This window comes from Streptomyces sp. HSS9-12, assembly GCF_054963655.1.
Genome location: NZ_JBUEGC010000052.1, coordinates 1 through 16,402, shown reverse-complemented (window position 1 = coordinate 16,402; position 16,402 = coordinate 1). Strand labels below are relative to the sequence as shown.

Below are 16,402 nucleotides of genomic sequence, written 5' to 3'. Positions count from 1 at the left end.
ATGCCGATGGTCGAAGTAACCATGGTCGAGGGCCGCACGCCGGAGCAGATCCGGTCGCTGGTCCACGAGGTACACGAGGCGGTCGTCCGCGCTGTCGCGGCGCCGCCGGAGAACGTACGCGTCGTGGTCCGCGAGGTGCCGCCCACGCACTGGGCAGCGGGGGACGTGACGATCGCGGAGCGGCGAACCGGCGCGGGGTCGGCGGCGGACAAGCAGCGCACGACCGACAACGGAGAGAGGCGCAGCTGATGGATTTCTACGCGCACGTGATCGATGGGGAAGAGGTCGAGTCGCTCGACGGCGCGCGGTTCGAGTCGGTCGACCCGTTCACCCGTGAGCCGTGGGCACAGGTCGCGCTCGGCGGCGAGGGCGACGCCGGCCGCGCGGTCGCCGCCGCGCGCAAGGCGTTCGACGAGGGACCCTGGCCGCGGATGGGGTTCGCCGAGCGCGGACGGATCCTGCACCGGCTGGCCGACCTGGTGGTGCGGCGCGCCGACGAGCTCGCGCTCGCCGACACCCGCGACATGGGCAAGCCCATCGCCCAGTCCAAGGGCAACGACGTGCCACGGGCGGCGCACAACTTCCGGTTCTTCGCGGACCATGCGCGGCTGTCGACCGGCGAGGTACTGCCGATGGACACCGGCCATCACACCTACACGCGATTCGAGGCGGCCGGTGTGGTGGCGGCGATCGCGCCGTGGAACTTCCCGTTGATGCTGGAGACCTGGAAGGTCGCGCCGGCGCTCGCGTGGGGCAACACCGTCGTGCTCAAGCCCGCGGAGGACACTCCGGTTTCGGCCACGCTCCTGGCACGGCTCGCCCTCGAGGCCGGCATGCCGCCCGGTGTGTTCAACGTCGTGCACGGCTACGGCCCCGACTCGGCGGGGCAGGCGCTGACCGAGCACCCGGACGTGGACCGCATCACGTTCACCGGCGAATCCGGGACGGGCCGGACCATCGCGCGAGCGGCCTCGGCGCATCTCGTGCCGGTCAGCCTCGAGCTCGGCGGCAAGGGCGCGAATGTCGTGTTCGCCGACGCCGACCTGGACAACGCGGTCGACTGGTCCATCCGCGCGATCTTCACCAACGCCGGCCAGGTCTGCCTCGCCGGCAGCCGGCTCTACGTACAACGCACCGTCTACGACGAGTTCCTCTCCCGGTTCGTCGACGCAGCCGACGCCATGATGATGGGTGACCCCCGGGATCCGGGCACGCAGATCGGGCCGCTCGCCTCGGAGGAGCACTACCTCAAGGTCCGTGGGTACGTGGAGACGGTCGAGTCCGAGGGCGGCAAACTGCGCACCGGCGGACTCGGCGACGGCTGGGCCGTCCGGCCCACCGTGGTCGTCGACATGCCGGCGCATGCGCGGCACTGCCGCGAGGAGATCTTCGGCCCGGTGGTCGTCGTCACCCCGTTCGACACCGAGGCCGAAGCGGTGGCGCTGGTGAACGACAGTCCGTACGGCCTCAACGCGATGCTGTTCACCGAGAACCTGCACCGCGCACACCGCGTCTCGGCCGGGCTCAAGGCGGGCACCGTCTGGGTGAACTGCTTCTTCGTCCGCGATCTGCGCGCCCCCTTCGGCGGGGTCGGCGACTCCGGCGTCGGCCGTGAGGGGGGCAACTTCAGCCGCGAGTTCTTCACCGAGCCGAAGGCCGTCGTCATGCAGATCTCGCCTGCCGGCGCCGGCCGGCAGTGACCTGCCGGGGAGGGGATGTGGGCCGCGCCCGGTCCCGGGCGCGGCCCATGCGCGTGGGGCCGGCGGGTGCCCGGTCAGGCAGCTGTTCCCTCCACGACGACATCGGCGACGTCGTCGTAGAACGACATGCAGCCCTTGATCTCCGCGACCGAAGCGAGCGGATCCGGGTAGGCCCACACGACGTCGGCCCTCGCCCCCGTCCCGCCCTCCGCGCCGCGGTACGACCAGTACGCAGCATCACCCTTGTAGGGGCAGGTCGTGTGCGTCTCGGTCGGTTCGAAGAGCTCGAGGTCCACATCCTCAGGGGGGAGGTAGTAGCGGACCGGCAGCCCTGTTTCGTACACCAGCACGGGCCGGGTCGACTCGGCGACCACTTGGCCGTCGATCTCCACCCTGACGCGTTGTGCGCCGCGGACGGCCTCGACGCGGTGGTTCGGGTCACGGGTAGGCATGAAGCCCTCCTCTTCTGTCCTGGGTGCGCCTCACGGCTGCGGTAGCGCCCGGTGCTGCTCAGCGCATCAATGTGTTCACCGCGCTCGCCGTGTTCTGCGCTCGTCGGCGCACTCGACCCGCTGCGGTGGTGCCTCCTCCAGCGATGATTCGTACTGCTGCGAGGTGAGCACCCTCGGCGCGTGCTCACTGCCGCTCAGCGCCTTCGCGAGCATCGCCTCGTACTCGGCGTCCACGATGACCAGGCGGGCACCGCTGTGTTCGAGGACGTAGGCGATCTCGGGCGGGGCCAGCCGGGTGTTCAGCGCGCCACGAGGACGCCGCCGGCCAGCGGCACCCCGTAATGCGCCTCCAACAGCACGTGCGTGTTCGGCGCCAGCACCGCGACCCGTCGCCCGGCCGCACGCCGTTCGCCGCCAGTAGCCCGGCCATCTTCTGTGCGCGCGTCCAGAACTGCGCATAGGTGCGGCGGAGCTTCCCGTCGACCACGGCGGGACGGTCCGCGAAGACGGCGGCCGCCCGCTCGAGGAAGGACACCAGGGTCAGTTCCCGGAAGGCCATCGCGTTCACACCAGGGATCCTCTCCGTCCGATCGGGCACCTCGGTCCGGGCGTACCCCCGGTTCAGAGCCGTGGAGCGGCCACTGCCCGGGGGCGGCGGCCGCTGGGAGCTGCCGCTCAGTCCGTCGCGGAGAGCACGCCGACGAGTTCGCGGGCGATGTGCTCGCTCGAGGCCGGGTTCTGTCCGGTGACCACCGTGCGGTCCGCCACCACGTAGGGGGCCCAGGGGTCGCCCGACGCGAACGGGGCACCCCGTTCCCGCAGCCGGTCCTCGAGCAGCCATCGCGCCTTGTCCGCGAACCCCACCTGGTCCTCCTCGACGTTGGTGAACCCGGTGAGGCGATAGCCGTCGAAGGCCCATGAGCCGTCGGCCCGCTCGGCCGCGATGAGGCCGCTGGGGCCGTGGCACACGGCGGAGACGACCTTGCCGCTGTCGAGCATCTCCACCAGCAGCGCGCCGAGGGCCTCCGAGCCGGCGAGGTCCTCCATGGGGCCATGGCCACCGGGGATGAAGAGGCAGTCGAAGTCGCCCGGATCGACACCCTCCAGCCGTGTCGCGGAGCCGAGCTCGTCGCGGACACTGTCGATGTAGTCGCCCAGTTCCTGCACCCGGCCCCGGTCGCCTCCGTTCATCTCCGGGGTCAGGCTGGCCTTGTCGACGGTGGGCGGCACACCGCCCGGGGTGGCGATGGTGACCTCGAAGCCGGCCTCTCGGAAGATCCGGTGGGGAACCACGAACTCCTCGGCCCAGTAGCCGCTCGGGTGCTTGGTCCCGTCGGCGAGCGTCCAGTGGTCGGAACCCGAGAGTACGACGAGGACAGTTGTCATGACTGGTCCATTCATGGGTGGTGGATGGTTGCGTAGCCGGGCAAGGCCCGGTTGTTCATGCGCCGCCGTTCACGGAAGATCGGTTGCCGGGAAGGGCGACGTAGATCCGGCCGTCGTCGATACGTGTCTCGAAGGTGACGAGGCGGCTGTTGCCCGGGTTGATGCCGGCTCCGCTCTTCGCGTCGCATTCCCACAGATGCGTGGTGCATGTCAGCGTGCAGCCGTCGAGTTCTCCATCGCTCAAGGGCGTGCCGAGGGGCGGGCACCGGTCTTCGAAGCCGTGGATTTCGCCGTCGGCGTTCGTCAGGACGACGGCCAACTCTCCTGCCCGGACGGATGCGATCTCGCCGATCCACAGTTCTTCGGCATGCATGACGGGGTGCCACGAGACGGGCGCCGCGGTGCTGCTACGGGCCGGGTTCATGCCGGCCTCCTCTCTCACGTTCCGCTGTGCAGGACGGAACTGTCGTTCAGCCGGACGTCTCCCGGAGCGAGAACGTCGTCACCCCACGGAGTCGCTCGGCATACGTGCCGGGTGTCTCCCCGAAGTGACGTTTGAATTCGCTGATGAAGTGGGACAGGCTGGCGTAACCCACCTGGGAGGCCACCTCGGTGACGCTTTTGGCCTCGAGCAGCACGGCATTGGAAGCTGGGTGACGTGGCTGGACGACCTGGGAATCACGCACGCGGGCATCACCGACATGCACGAGCCGTTCGACTACTCGGTGCTGGTCTTCCGCGATCCCGACGGCATCCAACTGGAGCTGTTCACCATGACCGGCTGACGACACCCCCGGCGCCTGTCGGTCCGGGGTTTTCCCGGTACTACACGGACTGGTCCGACAGGCTCTGCACCGGCCCCATGCCTTTCGGCGGCGCTTCGGCGTTTGAAGGCGAGCGAGTGTCGTCCCCTCCATGAGCACTCTTCGTCATACCCGATCTCTGCTGGTGCCTGTGTTCGTAGGCGATGGGACTGAGCTGCCCGTTCGCGGAATGGCCGCGTCGGGTGTTGTAGCGAGCCGCTGGCACCGCCGGTTGTCGTGCCCCGTACTTCACCTCGTTGCCCACCAAAATGTTAGTCACTAATATTTGGCCATGGTGAGGCAGGCCCCCGGCCCAGGCAAGCGGCAGCGGACGCGAGAGCGCATCGCAGCCTGCGCACTGGAGCTGTTCGAGCGGCACGGGTACGAGAGAACGACCGTTGCGCAGGTCGCGGCGGCGGCCGGGGTGACGGAGATGACGGTGTTCCGCCACTTTGCGGCCAAAGAGCTGCTGCTCCTCGATGATCCGTACGACCCGGTCATCGCTGCGGCGATCGCGGACCAGCCCCTGGACCTCGGCCCGATGGCCCGCACCGTCGCCGGACTGCGGCAGGCCTGGGGTGGGCTACCCGAGCCGGAAAGCGATGTGGTGCGGCGGCGGGTGCGTGTTGTCGCGGGGAGTGAGGTGCTGCGCGCCGCGGCGTGGCGGAACAACGCCACCACCGAGCAGTTGATCGTCGATCAGCTCGTCGCCGACGGCACCGGCACGCTGCAGGCGCGGGTGGCGGCGAGCGCTGTGCTGGCGGCCCTGACTGCGGCGTTGGTCGAGTGGGTCGACAGCGACGGCCTTGCGCTCTCCGATGCGGTGACGGCAGCGCTGGACACCGTGGGGGGCAGTGGTGACTGAACCGCGGCTTGCGGCGCGAGGGCTGGTCCGGGAGTTCGCCGCCGGAGTCGGCGTGTGCGGAGTCGACCTGGTCGTCGAGGCCGGGGAGATCCACGCCTTGGTCGGGCTCAACGGCGCCGGCAAGACGACGCTCATGCGGCTGCTGCTCGGCATGCTGCGCCCAACGGCAGGCCACGCCATGGTCGACGGGCTCGACGTCCGCACAGCCACGGCAACCACGTGGGCGCGGGTGGGGCACCTGCTCGACAAGCCGTTCGCCTACGGTGAGCTCGACACGCGCACCAATGCCACGCTCGCAGCGCGTCTGCACGGGCTGCCCCGCCACAAGGCCGACCGGGCCGCCGAGGCGATCCTGGCCGAGCTCGATCTGGCCCGCTACGCCGAAGTCCGCGCCCGCTCCCTGTCCCAAGGCAACCGCCAGCGGCTCGGGCTGGCCGCGGCCCTGGTGCACCGCCCGGCCGCGATCATCCTGGACGAACCGACCAACGGCCTGGACCCCGCCGGGATCACCCTGCTGCGCCAGACGCTCCTGCGCCGCGCCGCCGACGGCGACGGGATCCTCGTGTCCAGCCACCACCTCGACGAGGTCGCCCGAGTCGCCGATCGCATCACCGTGATCAACGCAGGGCGCGTCATCGGCACCCTCGACCCCGAGGGTGTGGACATCGAGCGCGCATTCTTCGCTCTCGTACACGCCGACGAGCAGAACAGGACGACATGAACGGCATCGAAGCGGCCCTTGCCGTGGAGATCGGCAAGCTCTGCGGCTCTCGCGTCGCCCGCACCGCCACCCTCCTCCTCATCGCCGGCATCACCCTGCTCGCAGGATCCCTCACCTGGGCGGCCGACAGCGGAAACCAGCAGGTCCGAGCAAAGCTCGGCCTGCTCGCCGACGCCGGCGGCTGGGACCTCTTCCTCAGCGTGGCAGCGCAGGTCACGGCCGCGGGCGCCCTCCTCGGATTCGGTGTCGTGCTGAGCTGGACCATCGGCCGCGAGTTCGCCGACGGAACCATCACCGGCCTGTTCGCCCTGCCGATCAGCAGACCCGTCATCGCCCTGGCCAAGCTCGCCGGCTACCTGCTCTGGGCACTCGTCGTCGCGGCCGGACTCACGCTCGCGCTGCTCCTGACCGGACTCGCCATCGGCCTCGGCCCTCTCGGCCCACCCACCCTCAGCGCCCTGGCGCGTCAGCTCGCCCTCACCGTCCTGACAGCCGGGCTCGCTGTCCCCGCAGCCTGGGCCGCCACTGTCGGTCGCGGCCTGCTCTCCGGCATCACTGCCACCATCGCCACCGTCGTCATCGCCCAAGTCACCGTCGTCGCCGGAGTCGGCGCGTGGGTTCCCCTGGCCGCACCGGCGCTGTGGGCACTGAAACTCGGCGCCGTCTCGGCCGCCCACCTCGCTCTCGCCATCACCGTTCCCCTGGCCTTCGGACTCGCCACCCTGGCGTCCTGGCAACGCCTCCAACTGGACCGCTAGGCACCGGCGAAGTGCTTTTCCAGGTCGCCGGACTTCTCGCGGATCTTGTCGGCGTACTTGCCCTGTAGCGCGTCGCCGTCCGCGACCTTGCGCAGGATGCGGGCCTGGTCGCGGAGGGTCGAGGCGGTGTCCTTCATCTTGCGGACCTCGTCCCGGATGTCCTCCGGATCGCCGGGGATCGGGTCCTTCTCCGCCAGCGGATGCCAGTCGACCGGTCGCCGTCGTGTGGATGGCGACGCGTCATGACAGCCACGACCGGGGCGAAAACCGTAGACCTTCGGCTCCAGCCGTGCCTCCCACTCGGGCTCCAGTGCATTCAGCGCCAGAGCTTGAAGACAGATGTCGGCGATCACAGGAATTCCAAGTGGGCGCTGTTTTCCATTCGCCTTGGCGATATACACCCGCTTGACGGACTTGGGCTTCCACGGGGCCGCGTCATGCTGAACCCAGTCGGCCAACTCGGCCTTCCGCTGGGTCAGCAAGACGACTTTCCCGTCGACGCCCGCCGTCTTACGGCCAGCGTTGACCTCCGTGACCCGCCGCACACTCGCGAGTGTGTTGGCGCGGGAGCGCAGCATCAACTTCTGCAGATTCCTGACCTTGGTCTCCTGCCTGCGATGCCGTGAAGATGCGTTGCCGCAGACGCCGTACGTCGTCCTCGACGGTCCGCCAGTCGATCAACGACCAGTCGGTGATCTCGTCCTCCGGTCCGTTCGCCGTGTCGACGGCAGTAGCAGCGGCTTGCGCCGCCCCGGCCGCGTGTGTCGCCATGGCGTCCAACTTGCCCTTCGGTTCCGGCGTCATGGTCATCGTATCTTCACAGGCTCACCAGACCCACGTCAGCACTCTTTCAGGCCGGGGCATCGGCCACTATCCGGCCAGTTATGCGGGAACCGCCGACGGAGGTGTCGGCGCACGGTTCCCGGTTTCCTGCTGCCTTTCGGCCACCGGCATTCGCTTATTGGGTCCTCCTGCGCCCGCTGAGGATGTGGGCCTTCCTTGCGGTTCGCTTACCAAGCCGAAATGGCCTGGACCTCATCGGGGTTGTCACGTTCCGCATGAGAGAGAAGCAACTGGGGTGGGTGCCCTCTGTGCCCCGGGGACGGCGGTGCACTCCCGACCGGCCAAATCTCTCCGGTCGGCACCTGCCGCTTTCCAACGGCAAGTCCCTATCACCCGCTGACACGACCCATCTGCGGGAGTGCTCATGACGAGACATCATCGAGGATTCACTTGCGTTCACCCGTCCGGCTTTTCCCAGCCTGTAACCCTCGGATGGAACGAGGTTCCTTGGGCACTTCCTCAGACTCCGCACCCCGCGATTACTCGCGACGCACGCTGAGGCGGAAACGAGCCCTGTGCACTGGCTCGGATCCTACACCTTCGACATCAGTCGAACCTCCTTGGTGATTCCCACTCTTCTCAAGCGGCTTCGTGTCGCACGATCTGATTGAGCCAGGACGACCCGACGGGGGTGAAGTGGAAGTGGACATGCGGGTTCTTCGTCAGCCATGCCTTCACCTCCGGCGTGGTGTGCGTGGAGAGGTTGTCCAGCACGACGTGGATCTCCTTGCCGGCATGCGGCTTGACGGTCTTCTTCAAGAACTCCAGGAAGTTCGCGCCGTTCCGGTTCGGCTTGCGCTCGCCCAGCACCTCGCCGGTGCCGACGTTGAGGGCGGCGAACAGGTTCGTGGGGCCGTTGCGCACGTAGTCATGGGTGCGCTTCTCGGTGGCCGCGAAGGCCACCGGCAGCACCGGCTGGGTCCGGTCCAACGCCTGGGTGAGTCGGCGGCGGGAGTTTCACCCGTCGCCGCTCTCAGAACCGTGCGAAAACCTCTCGATTTACACGGCTCCCATCGTCCAGTCGTTCGCGGTCACGGCGTGACGAACTTCCAATGGGCAAAGAGCCCCGGGAACAGCCGGGCATGACGGCGCAAAGCCTCCCGTGCTCGTGCTCGTTTCCGTTTGAATCGCCTTGTACTTGTGGACGAGCCACCGCACCAGATAATCATTGATGCGGCTGACCAGCGATAGCCTGACGCACCTGGTGCGCCTGAGCCTCGTTGCGGCAGTGGACCACGATGTCATCGCAATAGCGCTCGAACCGGACGGCAGGGTATTCGCGCGCCATCCACGCATCGAAGGCAAGGTGCATGAACAGGTTGGCTAGCACAGGTGAAACCGCCGAGCCCTGGGGACTCCCGCGGCCACGGGCTTGCAGGCTGCCGTCCGGCCGCTGAATTGGTGCTGTGAGCCACCGTTCCACGTACAGCAGGACCCACCGGAAGCCGGTGTGGTGCGCGACCGCCTTGAGAACCAAATCGTGGTCAAGGTTGTCGAAAAAGCCCCGGATGTCGAGATCAATCACCCAGTCCGTCTTCCAACACCTCTCCCGGCACACCGCGACCGCATCCAGCGCACTACGGCGAGGCCGATAGCCATAGGAATCCTGGTGGAACACAGGCTCCACCAAAGGCTCCAACACCATGGCCACCACCGTCTGTGCAATTCTGTCCGCGACCGTCGGGACGCCGAGGACCCTGACTCCGCCTCCCAGCTTGTCGATCTCCACTCTCCTGACCGGCGGCGGGAAATAGCAGCCTGACGAGTGAAGTAGGCCGCCGACGAGGTGCCCCTGGCTGGGGTCCTTTTCCGACGGCCCCTTCCCGAACCGGACGGGCCCGCTTTCCGGGCATCCGGCTCTCCAGTAATCAATTCCGGGTCGTGGCTGTGGCCCGACCGGAATGAATGTCTTGATGGCAGCGTTCGCAGACCACGAGCGTCTTGCGTTTACGCATGGACATCAATCGCACCCACGCTGGGCGTTCCGGCCGACCTCGCCGATTCAGATCGGCGAGCTTTCGGATGTGGTGAACTTGCAGCCCACCCATTCCTTCGCATAGCTCGCACCGTTCGGCAAGGAGCCGATGGATCAGCTCGTTGCGTTTGGTGGTCACCATGGTCGGCCTGGTGTCGGTGATTACCGTCGTACGCTTGCGCTTGAGTGGAATCCCGCCGAAACGGGCGACCAGTGGTTCTCTGCCGTTGTCGCGCTGCACCACGGCCTCGCAGCACACCCGCGGACCGTCTGGAGTCTCGATGGCCGTTTTGTACTTACGGGCCATCTTGCTGACGGTCGACCTGTGCTTTGCTGCCAAGGTCTTGTAGAGCGATACCTCCATGACCCGACGCAGCCGTCCCAGTCGACATACGTTCTGGGCCAGCAGATAGTACTGAACGAACCCGCGATACTCGGCCCCGTATTGCGCGACGATCGTGTAATCCTGATCGTCCATCAAGAGACCTCGATGCGTGGGTTTTCCGTTGCGCATGTAACTGGCACACCGGTTCCGGATCACCGTCCCGGGCACAAACAAGCCGATCCTACCGTTGATCGACCGCTTTCCAGAGGTGATCTTGGTATCGGCCTGTTGCACCTTGAGCTCGTAGCCGAGGAACCGCGCCGCCTGGCTGGCGGCATGGGTGATCAGGGTCTTGGATTCTGACAGCTCCAAGTAGAGTTCTTCCCGCAGGAACACCTGAATCCGGGCCTTGATCTCCCCAGCCTCACACTTCGGGCCAGCAAACCCGAGCAGAAAGTCATCGCAGTACCTCACATACCTGAGACGGCGGTAACCAGGGTCGTGCGGATCTCCACTCGGCAACTGCCGGAGCTGACGCCGCAGCGCCGACACCGTTTCGCGGTCGCCGAGCTTCTTGGCCACACCTATCCGGTATTGCAGTCTCGCGTATGCGGGAGTGCGTCGACGTAAGTCGCCTCGGGTGTAATCCGGTACCAGCTGCTGCTCAATGAACTGGTCCAACCGGTCCAGGTAGATGTTGGATAGGAGCGGTGAGGCGATACCACCTTGTGGGGCGCCACTGAGCGTGGCGTTCCACCTCCAGTCCTCCAAGTACCCGGCTTTCAACATTCGGTTGATCAGTTGCAAGAACCGGCCATCGTGGATTCTCTCCGCCAGGATGGCGGTCAAGACCTGGTGGTCAAGGCTGCCAAAGCAGTCGGCGATGTCTCCCTCGATGAACCATCGTGATCCGGTCCAGGTGTGTGCCACTTCTTCCAGTGCAGTGTGGCACCCCCGGCCAGACCGGAAACCGTGAGACCGATCGGAGAATTGAACGTCGTAGTACGCATCTAGGAGCATCCGTACCACTTCCGCAACCAACTTATCCGACCAAGGCGGCATGCCTAATGGGCACTTCCCGCGTTTCTTCGGGATGTAGACCCTCCTGGCCGGGGACCATCGATAGGACTCCGCACGCAGAGCACTGATGATCCTGTCAATCTTGGCCAGAGACATACCGTCCACGGTTTCCCCAGTAACCCCGGGCGTCATAGCGCCTTTATTGGCGTAGATGCGCCCGTAGGCCAACAGGAACAGCTCCCTGTTGAACAGCTGCCGGTACAGCCTCTCCAGCGGCAGGCCGCGCCTGCCGCGTTCCCGGATGACGCTCAGGACGGTTTCAGCACTCTGCAATTTCGCATCCCTCCCCGTCTGAACTCCCTGACTACCTGTGTCCCTTCGCCCTCATTCCGGCTTTCCCGGACTTCGCGGCCGGCCGTTACCCCGGCGACTAATATGGACACTCCGTCACCTTAGAGCTCGCGCTCCTTAGGTGATCCCGTGGTACGTCTTCGCTGTACGTATCTAGCACGACGTAGGCCGTCCACTCATCCCCTTATCCGTTCTCACTGAACGGCGCTTCACGCCACGGAAGTTGCTCCGGCTCGAATGTCTAGCCAGAGCATGACGTGACGCCGGTTTCAGGCGTCATACCGACGGGTGTGGAATTGACACCGCTGGGGATTAGACTTGAGGCAATCCAGCCTTGACCGTATCGTGCGGGCCTTGCAGCACCCCGCCTTGGACGCCTCCAGACGGTCACCGCTTTCCCAGCATGCTCTTTTCCCCTCAAGCTTTCGCCCTCAGGTGAGCTGGGTGACCCAAGAACCTCCCTCCGAGTTCCTCCCGGCTACACCGGGGATACAACGAAGCGCCTCACGGCGCACCATACGATTCCACAGCTTATAGAGGTTGGCCTTGAGGTCAGCCTCGAACTGCTCGATCGACTCGCCGTCAATGCCCGCCGCACCTCTGTTGGCCTTGACCCTCAAGTTCGCCTCGAATACAAGAGGTTTCGAGATCTCGAACGACTTCGGCCCGCTCGCCCGGCTCATCCCGGGAACTCCGGTTGACCGCCAAACAGACCCGGACGACCCGTCCCCTTCGCTCCACCCGCATTACCAGGTTTCACCACTACTACGAGACGGTCCGCCCCGTGCCCCGCATCGGTACTCGACCCCTCGCGGTCTTATCCGCTTGGGATACTCCCTCTCGCCGCCGGCCAATCCGACCAGCGACAGTATCGGGGCGACAGGTTCCCACGTTCCGTGCAAGAGCCCGGGCCAGGCTCGCGCCGCCTCCATGCCGGACGCCGTCCGGGCAGTCAGCAGGCTCCGCCCGCACTTGTCCCGGAGCCCAGATAATGCCCCGGTTTCGACGCCATTGAAGAAATTTACGACACGTCATCAGCGGTTCGCTCACGCTCGCCCTTCCTGACCCATACCTGACGCGATCACTGCCGCGCCTTTTGCCGCAGCGCTCACCACGACCGGCCTTTAACCGGCGCAGCCTGCGGTGGTTTGGGACCTCCCCCTTGCAGGGCGACCCTGGAGGACCTACCTCCATCTCTTGCACAGCACCGTTTCCAAGAGCTCCTACATCAATGCTCCCTTCCACGTTCGTGGCACACGATCTGCGTCTTCTCGTCGATCGACAGCACCACCGCGCCGCCCGGCGGATCCGCGCGAGCGACTTCACCTGCGACTTGTCACGAGGGCCCGTCTTCGAGGCCCCAGCGCAACTCGGCGCACTTCTTCGCCCACTTCCGCCGCTGCCGGTCAGCGCCCTTGAACGCCGGGCGCTTCGTCCTGCAGTGAGTTGATTGACTTGACGAGTCGCCCGCGGATTGCTATGCGTCGACGTACTCGCGGTCCCGCCGGGCCATCCGCATACTGCCCCACGTGCCGAACACCACAAATACCGCCGCTAGACCGGCGATCGCGGCTCCGTAGGACTGCGGCTTCCAGGTCTCATCCACCGGGTTGGCCGCCCCCTCAGGGTCGTATCGAACCCGCAACACGTCTCCTGGCTCGACCCGTTTGCCGCAACCGTCACCTTCTGTGAGTTTCGGCGAGATCTCCTGCCCGTTCGGCTTTTGCAGGGTGCACCGATCGGTCTTGCCGCGCGATACCGCCGTGACCTCGGCCTTGGTCAAACGGCCGCGTTCCTTCAAGGCTGCATTCTGTCCGGCGAATGCTGACAAGACGCCCATCCCTACGGCGGCAAGAAGCATCGGAAAGAGCTGCCAGGCCAGTTTCCTCTTCTTCTTGGGGATACGCCGAAGCCCGAAGAACGGCGTCAGCAGGGAGGCTAGCGGCAGGATGAACACTCCTACCACAAAGCCCGCTCCCCTGATCCACGGTTTTAGTGGAACCGCAGGGCCCAACCATGTGAGCCCGGTGATCCCGGCCAAGCAAACGAGGTAGAACAACAGCCATCGCAGAAATTCTGATCTGCCTTCGTGAGCTTGCTTCTCGGAAGCAACCTCCACGCCGGCGGCGTAGTCGCCTTCCTCCCGCACTATCTACTTACCACCCTAACTACCCGTGCCATTTATCGGCTGGATACAAGTTGCGTGCAAAATCTTTGAAACCACCCAGGCAACCGGTGGACTCACCCCCCATGCCATCAATCAACGACAATGTCGTTCGGGTGCACCACCTTCAGGCTACGGGCGAACGCGTCGAACGCGTCGATATTCGCGGACACCCAGCCGATGTCGTCGCTGATGGTGCGCATGGACAGGTCGATGCCGTAAGGGTCGACGCGCCATCCGTAGTTGACCGACATGCAAAGAGCTTCACCGCCCTTCGGCACGAAGTGGCGGATGGAGCGCTGCCCCTTGCCGAGATTGTCGGTGGTGAAATCCTCGATCTGGGGATCCTGCGCGGCTCCGGGCTCGTTGCGTTGCACCAGCGTGTCCAGGACCTGCTCCACCGGCCCTTCCGACCGGGCCGCGTAGAAGAAGAACGGCAAGAGGTTCCTGCGGAGATCCGGAGCGTACGCGAACAGGTGCTGCATGGGGATCCTCTGCGGAAACTGCTCGGAGAAACCCTCGAGGACGCGCGCGAGCGACTTCACCTGCGACTTGTCACGATGGCCCCCGTCTTCGAGGCCCCAGCGCAACTCGGCGCACTTCTTCGCCCACTTCCGCCGCTGCCGGTCAGCGCCCTTCCCCTCAAGGATGGGGACGGCCAGCCACGCTTCCGGGGCCGGGTCTTCGGTGAAGTCGAGTGCATACGGAATGCTCATGCTGTGCTCCAGCGGAAGGTGGTCATGACGGCGTCGAAGAGTTCGGTAAGGATCTCGAGAAACTCCTGCGGAGTACCGTCGGGTGTGAGTGTGGTGAACGAGACGATGAGCCATTCGCTCACATCCCCAGGATCCGGCACCGGCACCACGTAGTTGACTTGCCGGCTGGGTACCGAGTCTTCCTTCTTCGGGTTGGCGGGGACAAATCGTTGGCAACGCACACCGGGCACTTCGTCCAGCGTGATGTCCTCCGACGGCCCGAAGTCTTTGGTCAGGTGACTCATGATCTCGTTCGGCGATGCCTGCGCGGCGAGACCTGCAGAGACTTTGGAGACCAGGAAGGAGGCAGGCACGAGGAATCCGTGGATCGGCTCCACGGGGATGTAGATGTCGATGCCGTTCCGGCGCCTGGCGTCGGCGACAGCCCGGTTGAGCCGATTGTGCAGCTCAAGCCGGGCTTGCGTCACCTTGTCCTTGGGGGTCGCCGGGTCCAGGAATTTGACAGCGTGATCCACGATCCCCTTGATCGCGTCCTGCGTCTCGGACTTCGATCTCAGTGGGATGCGGTCCCATCCTGGCGGCATCAGGATCGTGTAGCCGCCAACCGCCATCTTAGGGGTTTCCACAGTGCTCATTCCTCGCGTTTCGAAGGGAGCCGATTACCAGGCCGACGAGGCAGGTACCTTCCAGGTGTTGCCCTTGAAATCGTTGTATGCGTCCCAACTGTCCTTCTTCCAGCCGCCGGTTGCGTCGCCGATGGCATTCAACGTGTCGTTGTCGCCGAGCGCCTTGTCGCCGATGTCCGCGGCGAATCCGGTCCACTGCATGCCGACCGCGGCACCGTATGCCGCGTGCCCACCGGCGACTGTCGCTCCTGACACGGCATCCGGATGCACAGCGGCGTTCGATCGGATCCCCTGGAGGATGCCGATGGCTTCGTCGTCACCCTGGTTCAGGACCTTGCCCAGCTTCCCGATATTGGCGGTACCGTCCGCAACCTTTCCGGCGTCCCTGGAGATCAGCTTCCGCAGGGTGTTCATCTCCGACCTGATGGCTACCTTCGAGGCGTCGTCCCCGGCGTTGGCGAGTGCGTTGGAGAGCTGGTTGCGCATGCCCTTGGTGGCGGCCAGCCCTTCCTTGAGACCCGCAACACGACTCGTGGTGGCCGCGGTACGCGCGGTGGAACCCGCTGCCTTCAGCCCGGCCGTCGCAAGCCCACCAGCGGCGAACGTGAGCAGACCAACGGCGTCGAGCGCCACGTCCATCCAGGTTGCCTTTCCAGCAGCCACCAGCATTGCTCGACCAGCGACAACCGCAAGGCCGATGGCGATGCCGGCCCAGACCAGCAGGTTCACTCCGGGGATGAACATGGCCACGATAGCGAGTGCCGTCCCGATCCAACTGAGGATGTCGAGGAACAGCTTGAATCCGTCGGCATGGTCCTTCAGCCAACCGACGGTGTCGTCCCAAAGGCTGTCCTCGATGTCGTCATCGAGCGCGTCCTCGATTTGACCGGCGATTTTGTTGCCGAGTCGCAGGTAATGGCTCACCGCATCTGCCATGCGGCCCTTGGCCTCGTCTACCCGGTCCTCGTCCTTCTCGTCGACCTTGGCCTGGCTGAGCGCCTTGCGCGTCTCCTCCTGCGCGTATTCCAGTTCCTTGGCCCACTCGCGCAGCAGGCCGCCCACCCTGTCGTACCGGCCCTCGACCTTGCTGAGCTTGTCCGCGAGGTCGCCGGCGCCCTCCCTAAGCTTGTCGGCGTACTTGCCCTTGAGGTTCTGGTTCTGCCCGGCCTGGCGGAGCAGTCGCGCCTGGTCCTTGATGGTGGAGGCGATGTTCTCGAGGCGGCGTGCCTCCTCGCGGATGTCGTAGGGGTCGCCCGGCGTCGGGTCCCCCTCGGAGATAGGAGTCCAATCGACTGGTCGGTTGCCCATGTGTCTCGTACTCCTACTCGCTGTCGATCTTCTCGAAGCCCCGGATGACCTTCTTTAGGTGGTCTTCCGTGCCCTTCATCTGCTCCATGAGCTCTTTGCGGTGGTCGTCCCAGTTGTCGGAGAACGACTCCATGGCGCTGATGATCCGGCCATGGCCGTAAGCGTCCGACATCGCCCCCTGGTTCGCCCCGCAGTTGTTGAACTCCTTGCTGAGCTTGCTGAAGTGGCTCTTCATTGTGTGGAGCTCGTCGTAATCGACTATCAGGTCGCTGTCACTCAACCGGATCGACCTCCCCGTTGATTGATCCTGTACAAGACCGCCTGCCGGCCCGCGCACCCGCGGCCGGCAGGCGTAAAACTCGATCGAGAGTCCTTATCCCGCCGGCACA

At 65.6% G+C, this 16,402-nt stretch carries 20 protein-coding genes and 1 pseudogene; 6 read left to right on the top strand and 15 right to left on the bottom strand.

Annotated elements, in window-relative coordinates; all coding sequences use genetic code 11:
- Together ACY34J_RS23740 and ACY34J_RS23735 are read left to right on the top strand one after the other, a co-directional pair.
- A complete protein-coding gene (locus ACY34J_RS23740) occupies positions 1-249 on the top strand; it encodes a 2-hydroxymuconate tautomerase (protein WP_462761974.1) in 249 nt (82 codons plus the stop codon).
- A complete protein-coding gene (locus ACY34J_RS23735) occupies positions 249-1,700 on the top strand; it encodes an aldehyde dehydrogenase (protein WP_462728639.1) in 1,452 nt (483 codons plus the stop codon). Before ACY34J_RS23740 ends, ACY34J_RS23735 begins: the two co-directional genes overlap by 1 nt.
- A gap of 74 nt (positions 1,701-1,774) precedes the next feature.
- Here ACY34J_RS23735 and ACY34J_RS23730 read toward each other — a convergent pair whose 3' ends face one another.
- The 5 genes from ACY34J_RS23730 to ACY34J_RS23710 all read right to left on the bottom strand — a co-directional run bounded on the left by ACY34J_RS23730 (position 1,775) and on the right by ACY34J_RS23710 (position 4,176).
- Positions 1,775-2,152, bottom strand: coding sequence for a DUF427 domain-containing protein (locus ACY34J_RS23730; RefSeq protein ID WP_462728638.1), 378 nt, complete (start codon positions 2,150-2,152; stop codon positions 1,775-1,777).
- Between the two features lie 75 nt (positions 2,153-2,227).
- Positions 2,228-2,386: a hypothetical protein gene (locus ACY34J_RS23725; RefSeq protein WP_462728637.1), complete on the bottom strand. Its 159-nt coding sequence runs from the start codon at positions 2,384-2,386 to the stop codon at positions 2,228-2,230.
- Between the two features lie 441 nt (positions 2,387-2,827).
- A complete protein-coding gene (locus ACY34J_RS23720; RefSeq protein WP_462728636.1) occupies positions 2,828-3,538 on the bottom strand; it encodes a type 1 glutamine amidotransferase domain-containing protein in 711 nt (236 codons plus the stop codon).
- A 55-nt stretch (positions 3,539-3,593) separates the two neighbouring features.
- Positions 3,594-3,962, bottom strand: a complete 369-nt coding sequence (locus ACY34J_RS23715; protein WP_462728635.1) for a Rieske (2Fe-2S) protein — start codon at positions 3,960-3,962, stop codon at positions 3,594-3,596.
- A 46-nt stretch (positions 3,963-4,008) separates the two neighbouring features.
- Positions 4,009-4,176: a helix-turn-helix domain-containing protein gene (locus tag ACY34J_RS23710; protein ID WP_462728634.1), complete on the bottom strand. Its 168-nt coding sequence runs from the start codon at positions 4,174-4,176 to the stop codon at positions 4,009-4,011.
- A gap of 15 nt (positions 4,177-4,191) precedes the next feature.
- On the opposite strand from ACY34J_RS23710, the gene ACY34J_RS23705 reads away from it, so the two are divergent.
- The 4 genes from ACY34J_RS23705 (at position 4,192) to ACY34J_RS23690 (ending at position 6,685) form a co-directional block, all read left to right on the top strand.
- On the top strand, positions 4,192-4,323 hold the full coding sequence (locus ACY34J_RS23705) for a VOC family protein (RefSeq protein WP_462728633.1): 132 nt from the start codon (positions 4,192-4,194) through the stop codon (positions 4,321-4,323).
- Positions 4,324-4,633: 310 nt separating this feature from the next.
- Complete coding sequence (locus ACY34J_RS23700) at positions 4,634-5,206, top strand: TetR family transcriptional regulator (protein WP_462728632.1); 573 nt, start codon at positions 4,634-4,636, stop codon at positions 5,204-5,206.
- A complete protein-coding gene (locus ACY34J_RS23695) occupies positions 5,196-5,927 on the top strand; it encodes an ABC transporter ATP-binding protein (RefSeq protein WP_462728631.1) in 732 nt (243 codons plus the stop codon). Before ACY34J_RS23700 ends, ACY34J_RS23695 begins: the two co-directional genes overlap by 11 nt.
- Positions 5,924-6,685: an ABC transporter permease gene (locus ACY34J_RS23690; protein ID WP_462728630.1), complete on the top strand. Its 762-nt coding sequence runs from the start codon at positions 5,924-5,926 to the stop codon at positions 6,683-6,685. The genes ACY34J_RS23695 and ACY34J_RS23690 overlap by 4 nt, the downstream gene beginning before the upstream one ends.
- A gap of 236 nt (positions 6,686-6,921) precedes the next feature.
- Here the strand turns inward: ACY34J_RS23690 and ACY34J_RS23685 are convergent.
- The 10 genes and pseudogenes from ACY34J_RS23685 to ACY34J_RS23640 all read right to left on the bottom strand — a co-directional run.
- Positions 6,922-7,456: pseudogene (locus ACY34J_RS23685) on the bottom strand (reverse transcriptase N-terminal domain-containing protein); the annotation flags it as partial.
- A gap of 651 nt (positions 7,457-8,107) precedes the next feature.
- Positions 8,108-8,458 carry an IS630 family transposase gene (locus tag ACY34J_RS23680; protein WP_462728629.1) on the bottom strand — a complete coding sequence of 117 codons (351 nt, stop codon included), beginning with the start codon at positions 8,456-8,458 and terminating at the stop codon, positions 8,108-8,110.
- A gap of 235 nt (positions 8,459-8,693) precedes the next feature.
- A complete protein-coding gene (locus ACY34J_RS23675) occupies positions 8,694-9,257 on the bottom strand; it encodes a reverse transcriptase domain-containing protein (RefSeq protein ID WP_462728628.1) in 564 nt (187 codons plus the stop codon).
- Positions 9,258-9,396: 139 nt separating this feature from the next.
- Positions 9,397-11,181, bottom strand: coding sequence for a reverse transcriptase/maturase family protein (locus ACY34J_RS23670; protein ID WP_462728627.1), 1,785 nt, complete (start codon positions 11,179-11,181; stop codon positions 9,397-9,399).
- Between the two features lie 449 nt (positions 11,182-11,630).
- Positions 11,631-11,882 (bottom strand): hypothetical protein, encoded by a 252-nt coding sequence (locus ACY34J_RS23665; protein WP_462728626.1) that lies wholly within the window; start codon positions 11,880-11,882, stop codon positions 11,631-11,633.
- A 794-nt stretch (positions 11,883-12,676) separates the two neighbouring features.
- Positions 12,677-13,348, bottom strand: coding sequence for a hypothetical protein (locus ACY34J_RS23660; RefSeq protein WP_462728625.1), 672 nt, complete (start codon positions 13,346-13,348; stop codon positions 12,677-12,679).
- Positions 13,349-13,455: 107 nt separating this feature from the next.
- Positions 13,456-14,079 (bottom strand): hypothetical protein, encoded by a 624-nt coding sequence (locus tag ACY34J_RS23655; protein ID WP_462728624.1) that lies wholly within the window; start codon positions 14,077-14,079, stop codon positions 13,456-13,458.
- A complete protein-coding gene (locus ACY34J_RS23650; protein WP_462728623.1) occupies positions 14,076-14,714 on the bottom strand; it encodes a hypothetical protein in 639 nt (212 codons plus the stop codon). Before ACY34J_RS23650 ends, ACY34J_RS23655 begins: the two co-directional genes overlap by 4 nt.
- 24 nt (positions 14,715-14,738) lie before the next feature.
- Positions 14,739-16,013: an AAA family ATPase gene (locus ACY34J_RS23645; protein ID WP_462728622.1), complete on the bottom strand. Its 1,275-nt coding sequence runs from the start codon at positions 16,011-16,013 to the stop codon at positions 14,739-14,741.
- A 13-nt stretch (positions 16,014-16,026) separates the two neighbouring features.
- Positions 16,027-16,293, bottom strand: a complete 267-nt coding sequence (locus ACY34J_RS23640) for a hypothetical protein (protein ID WP_462728621.1) — start codon at positions 16,291-16,293, stop codon at positions 16,027-16,029.
- Between the last annotated feature and the right edge of the window lie 109 nt (positions 16,294-16,402).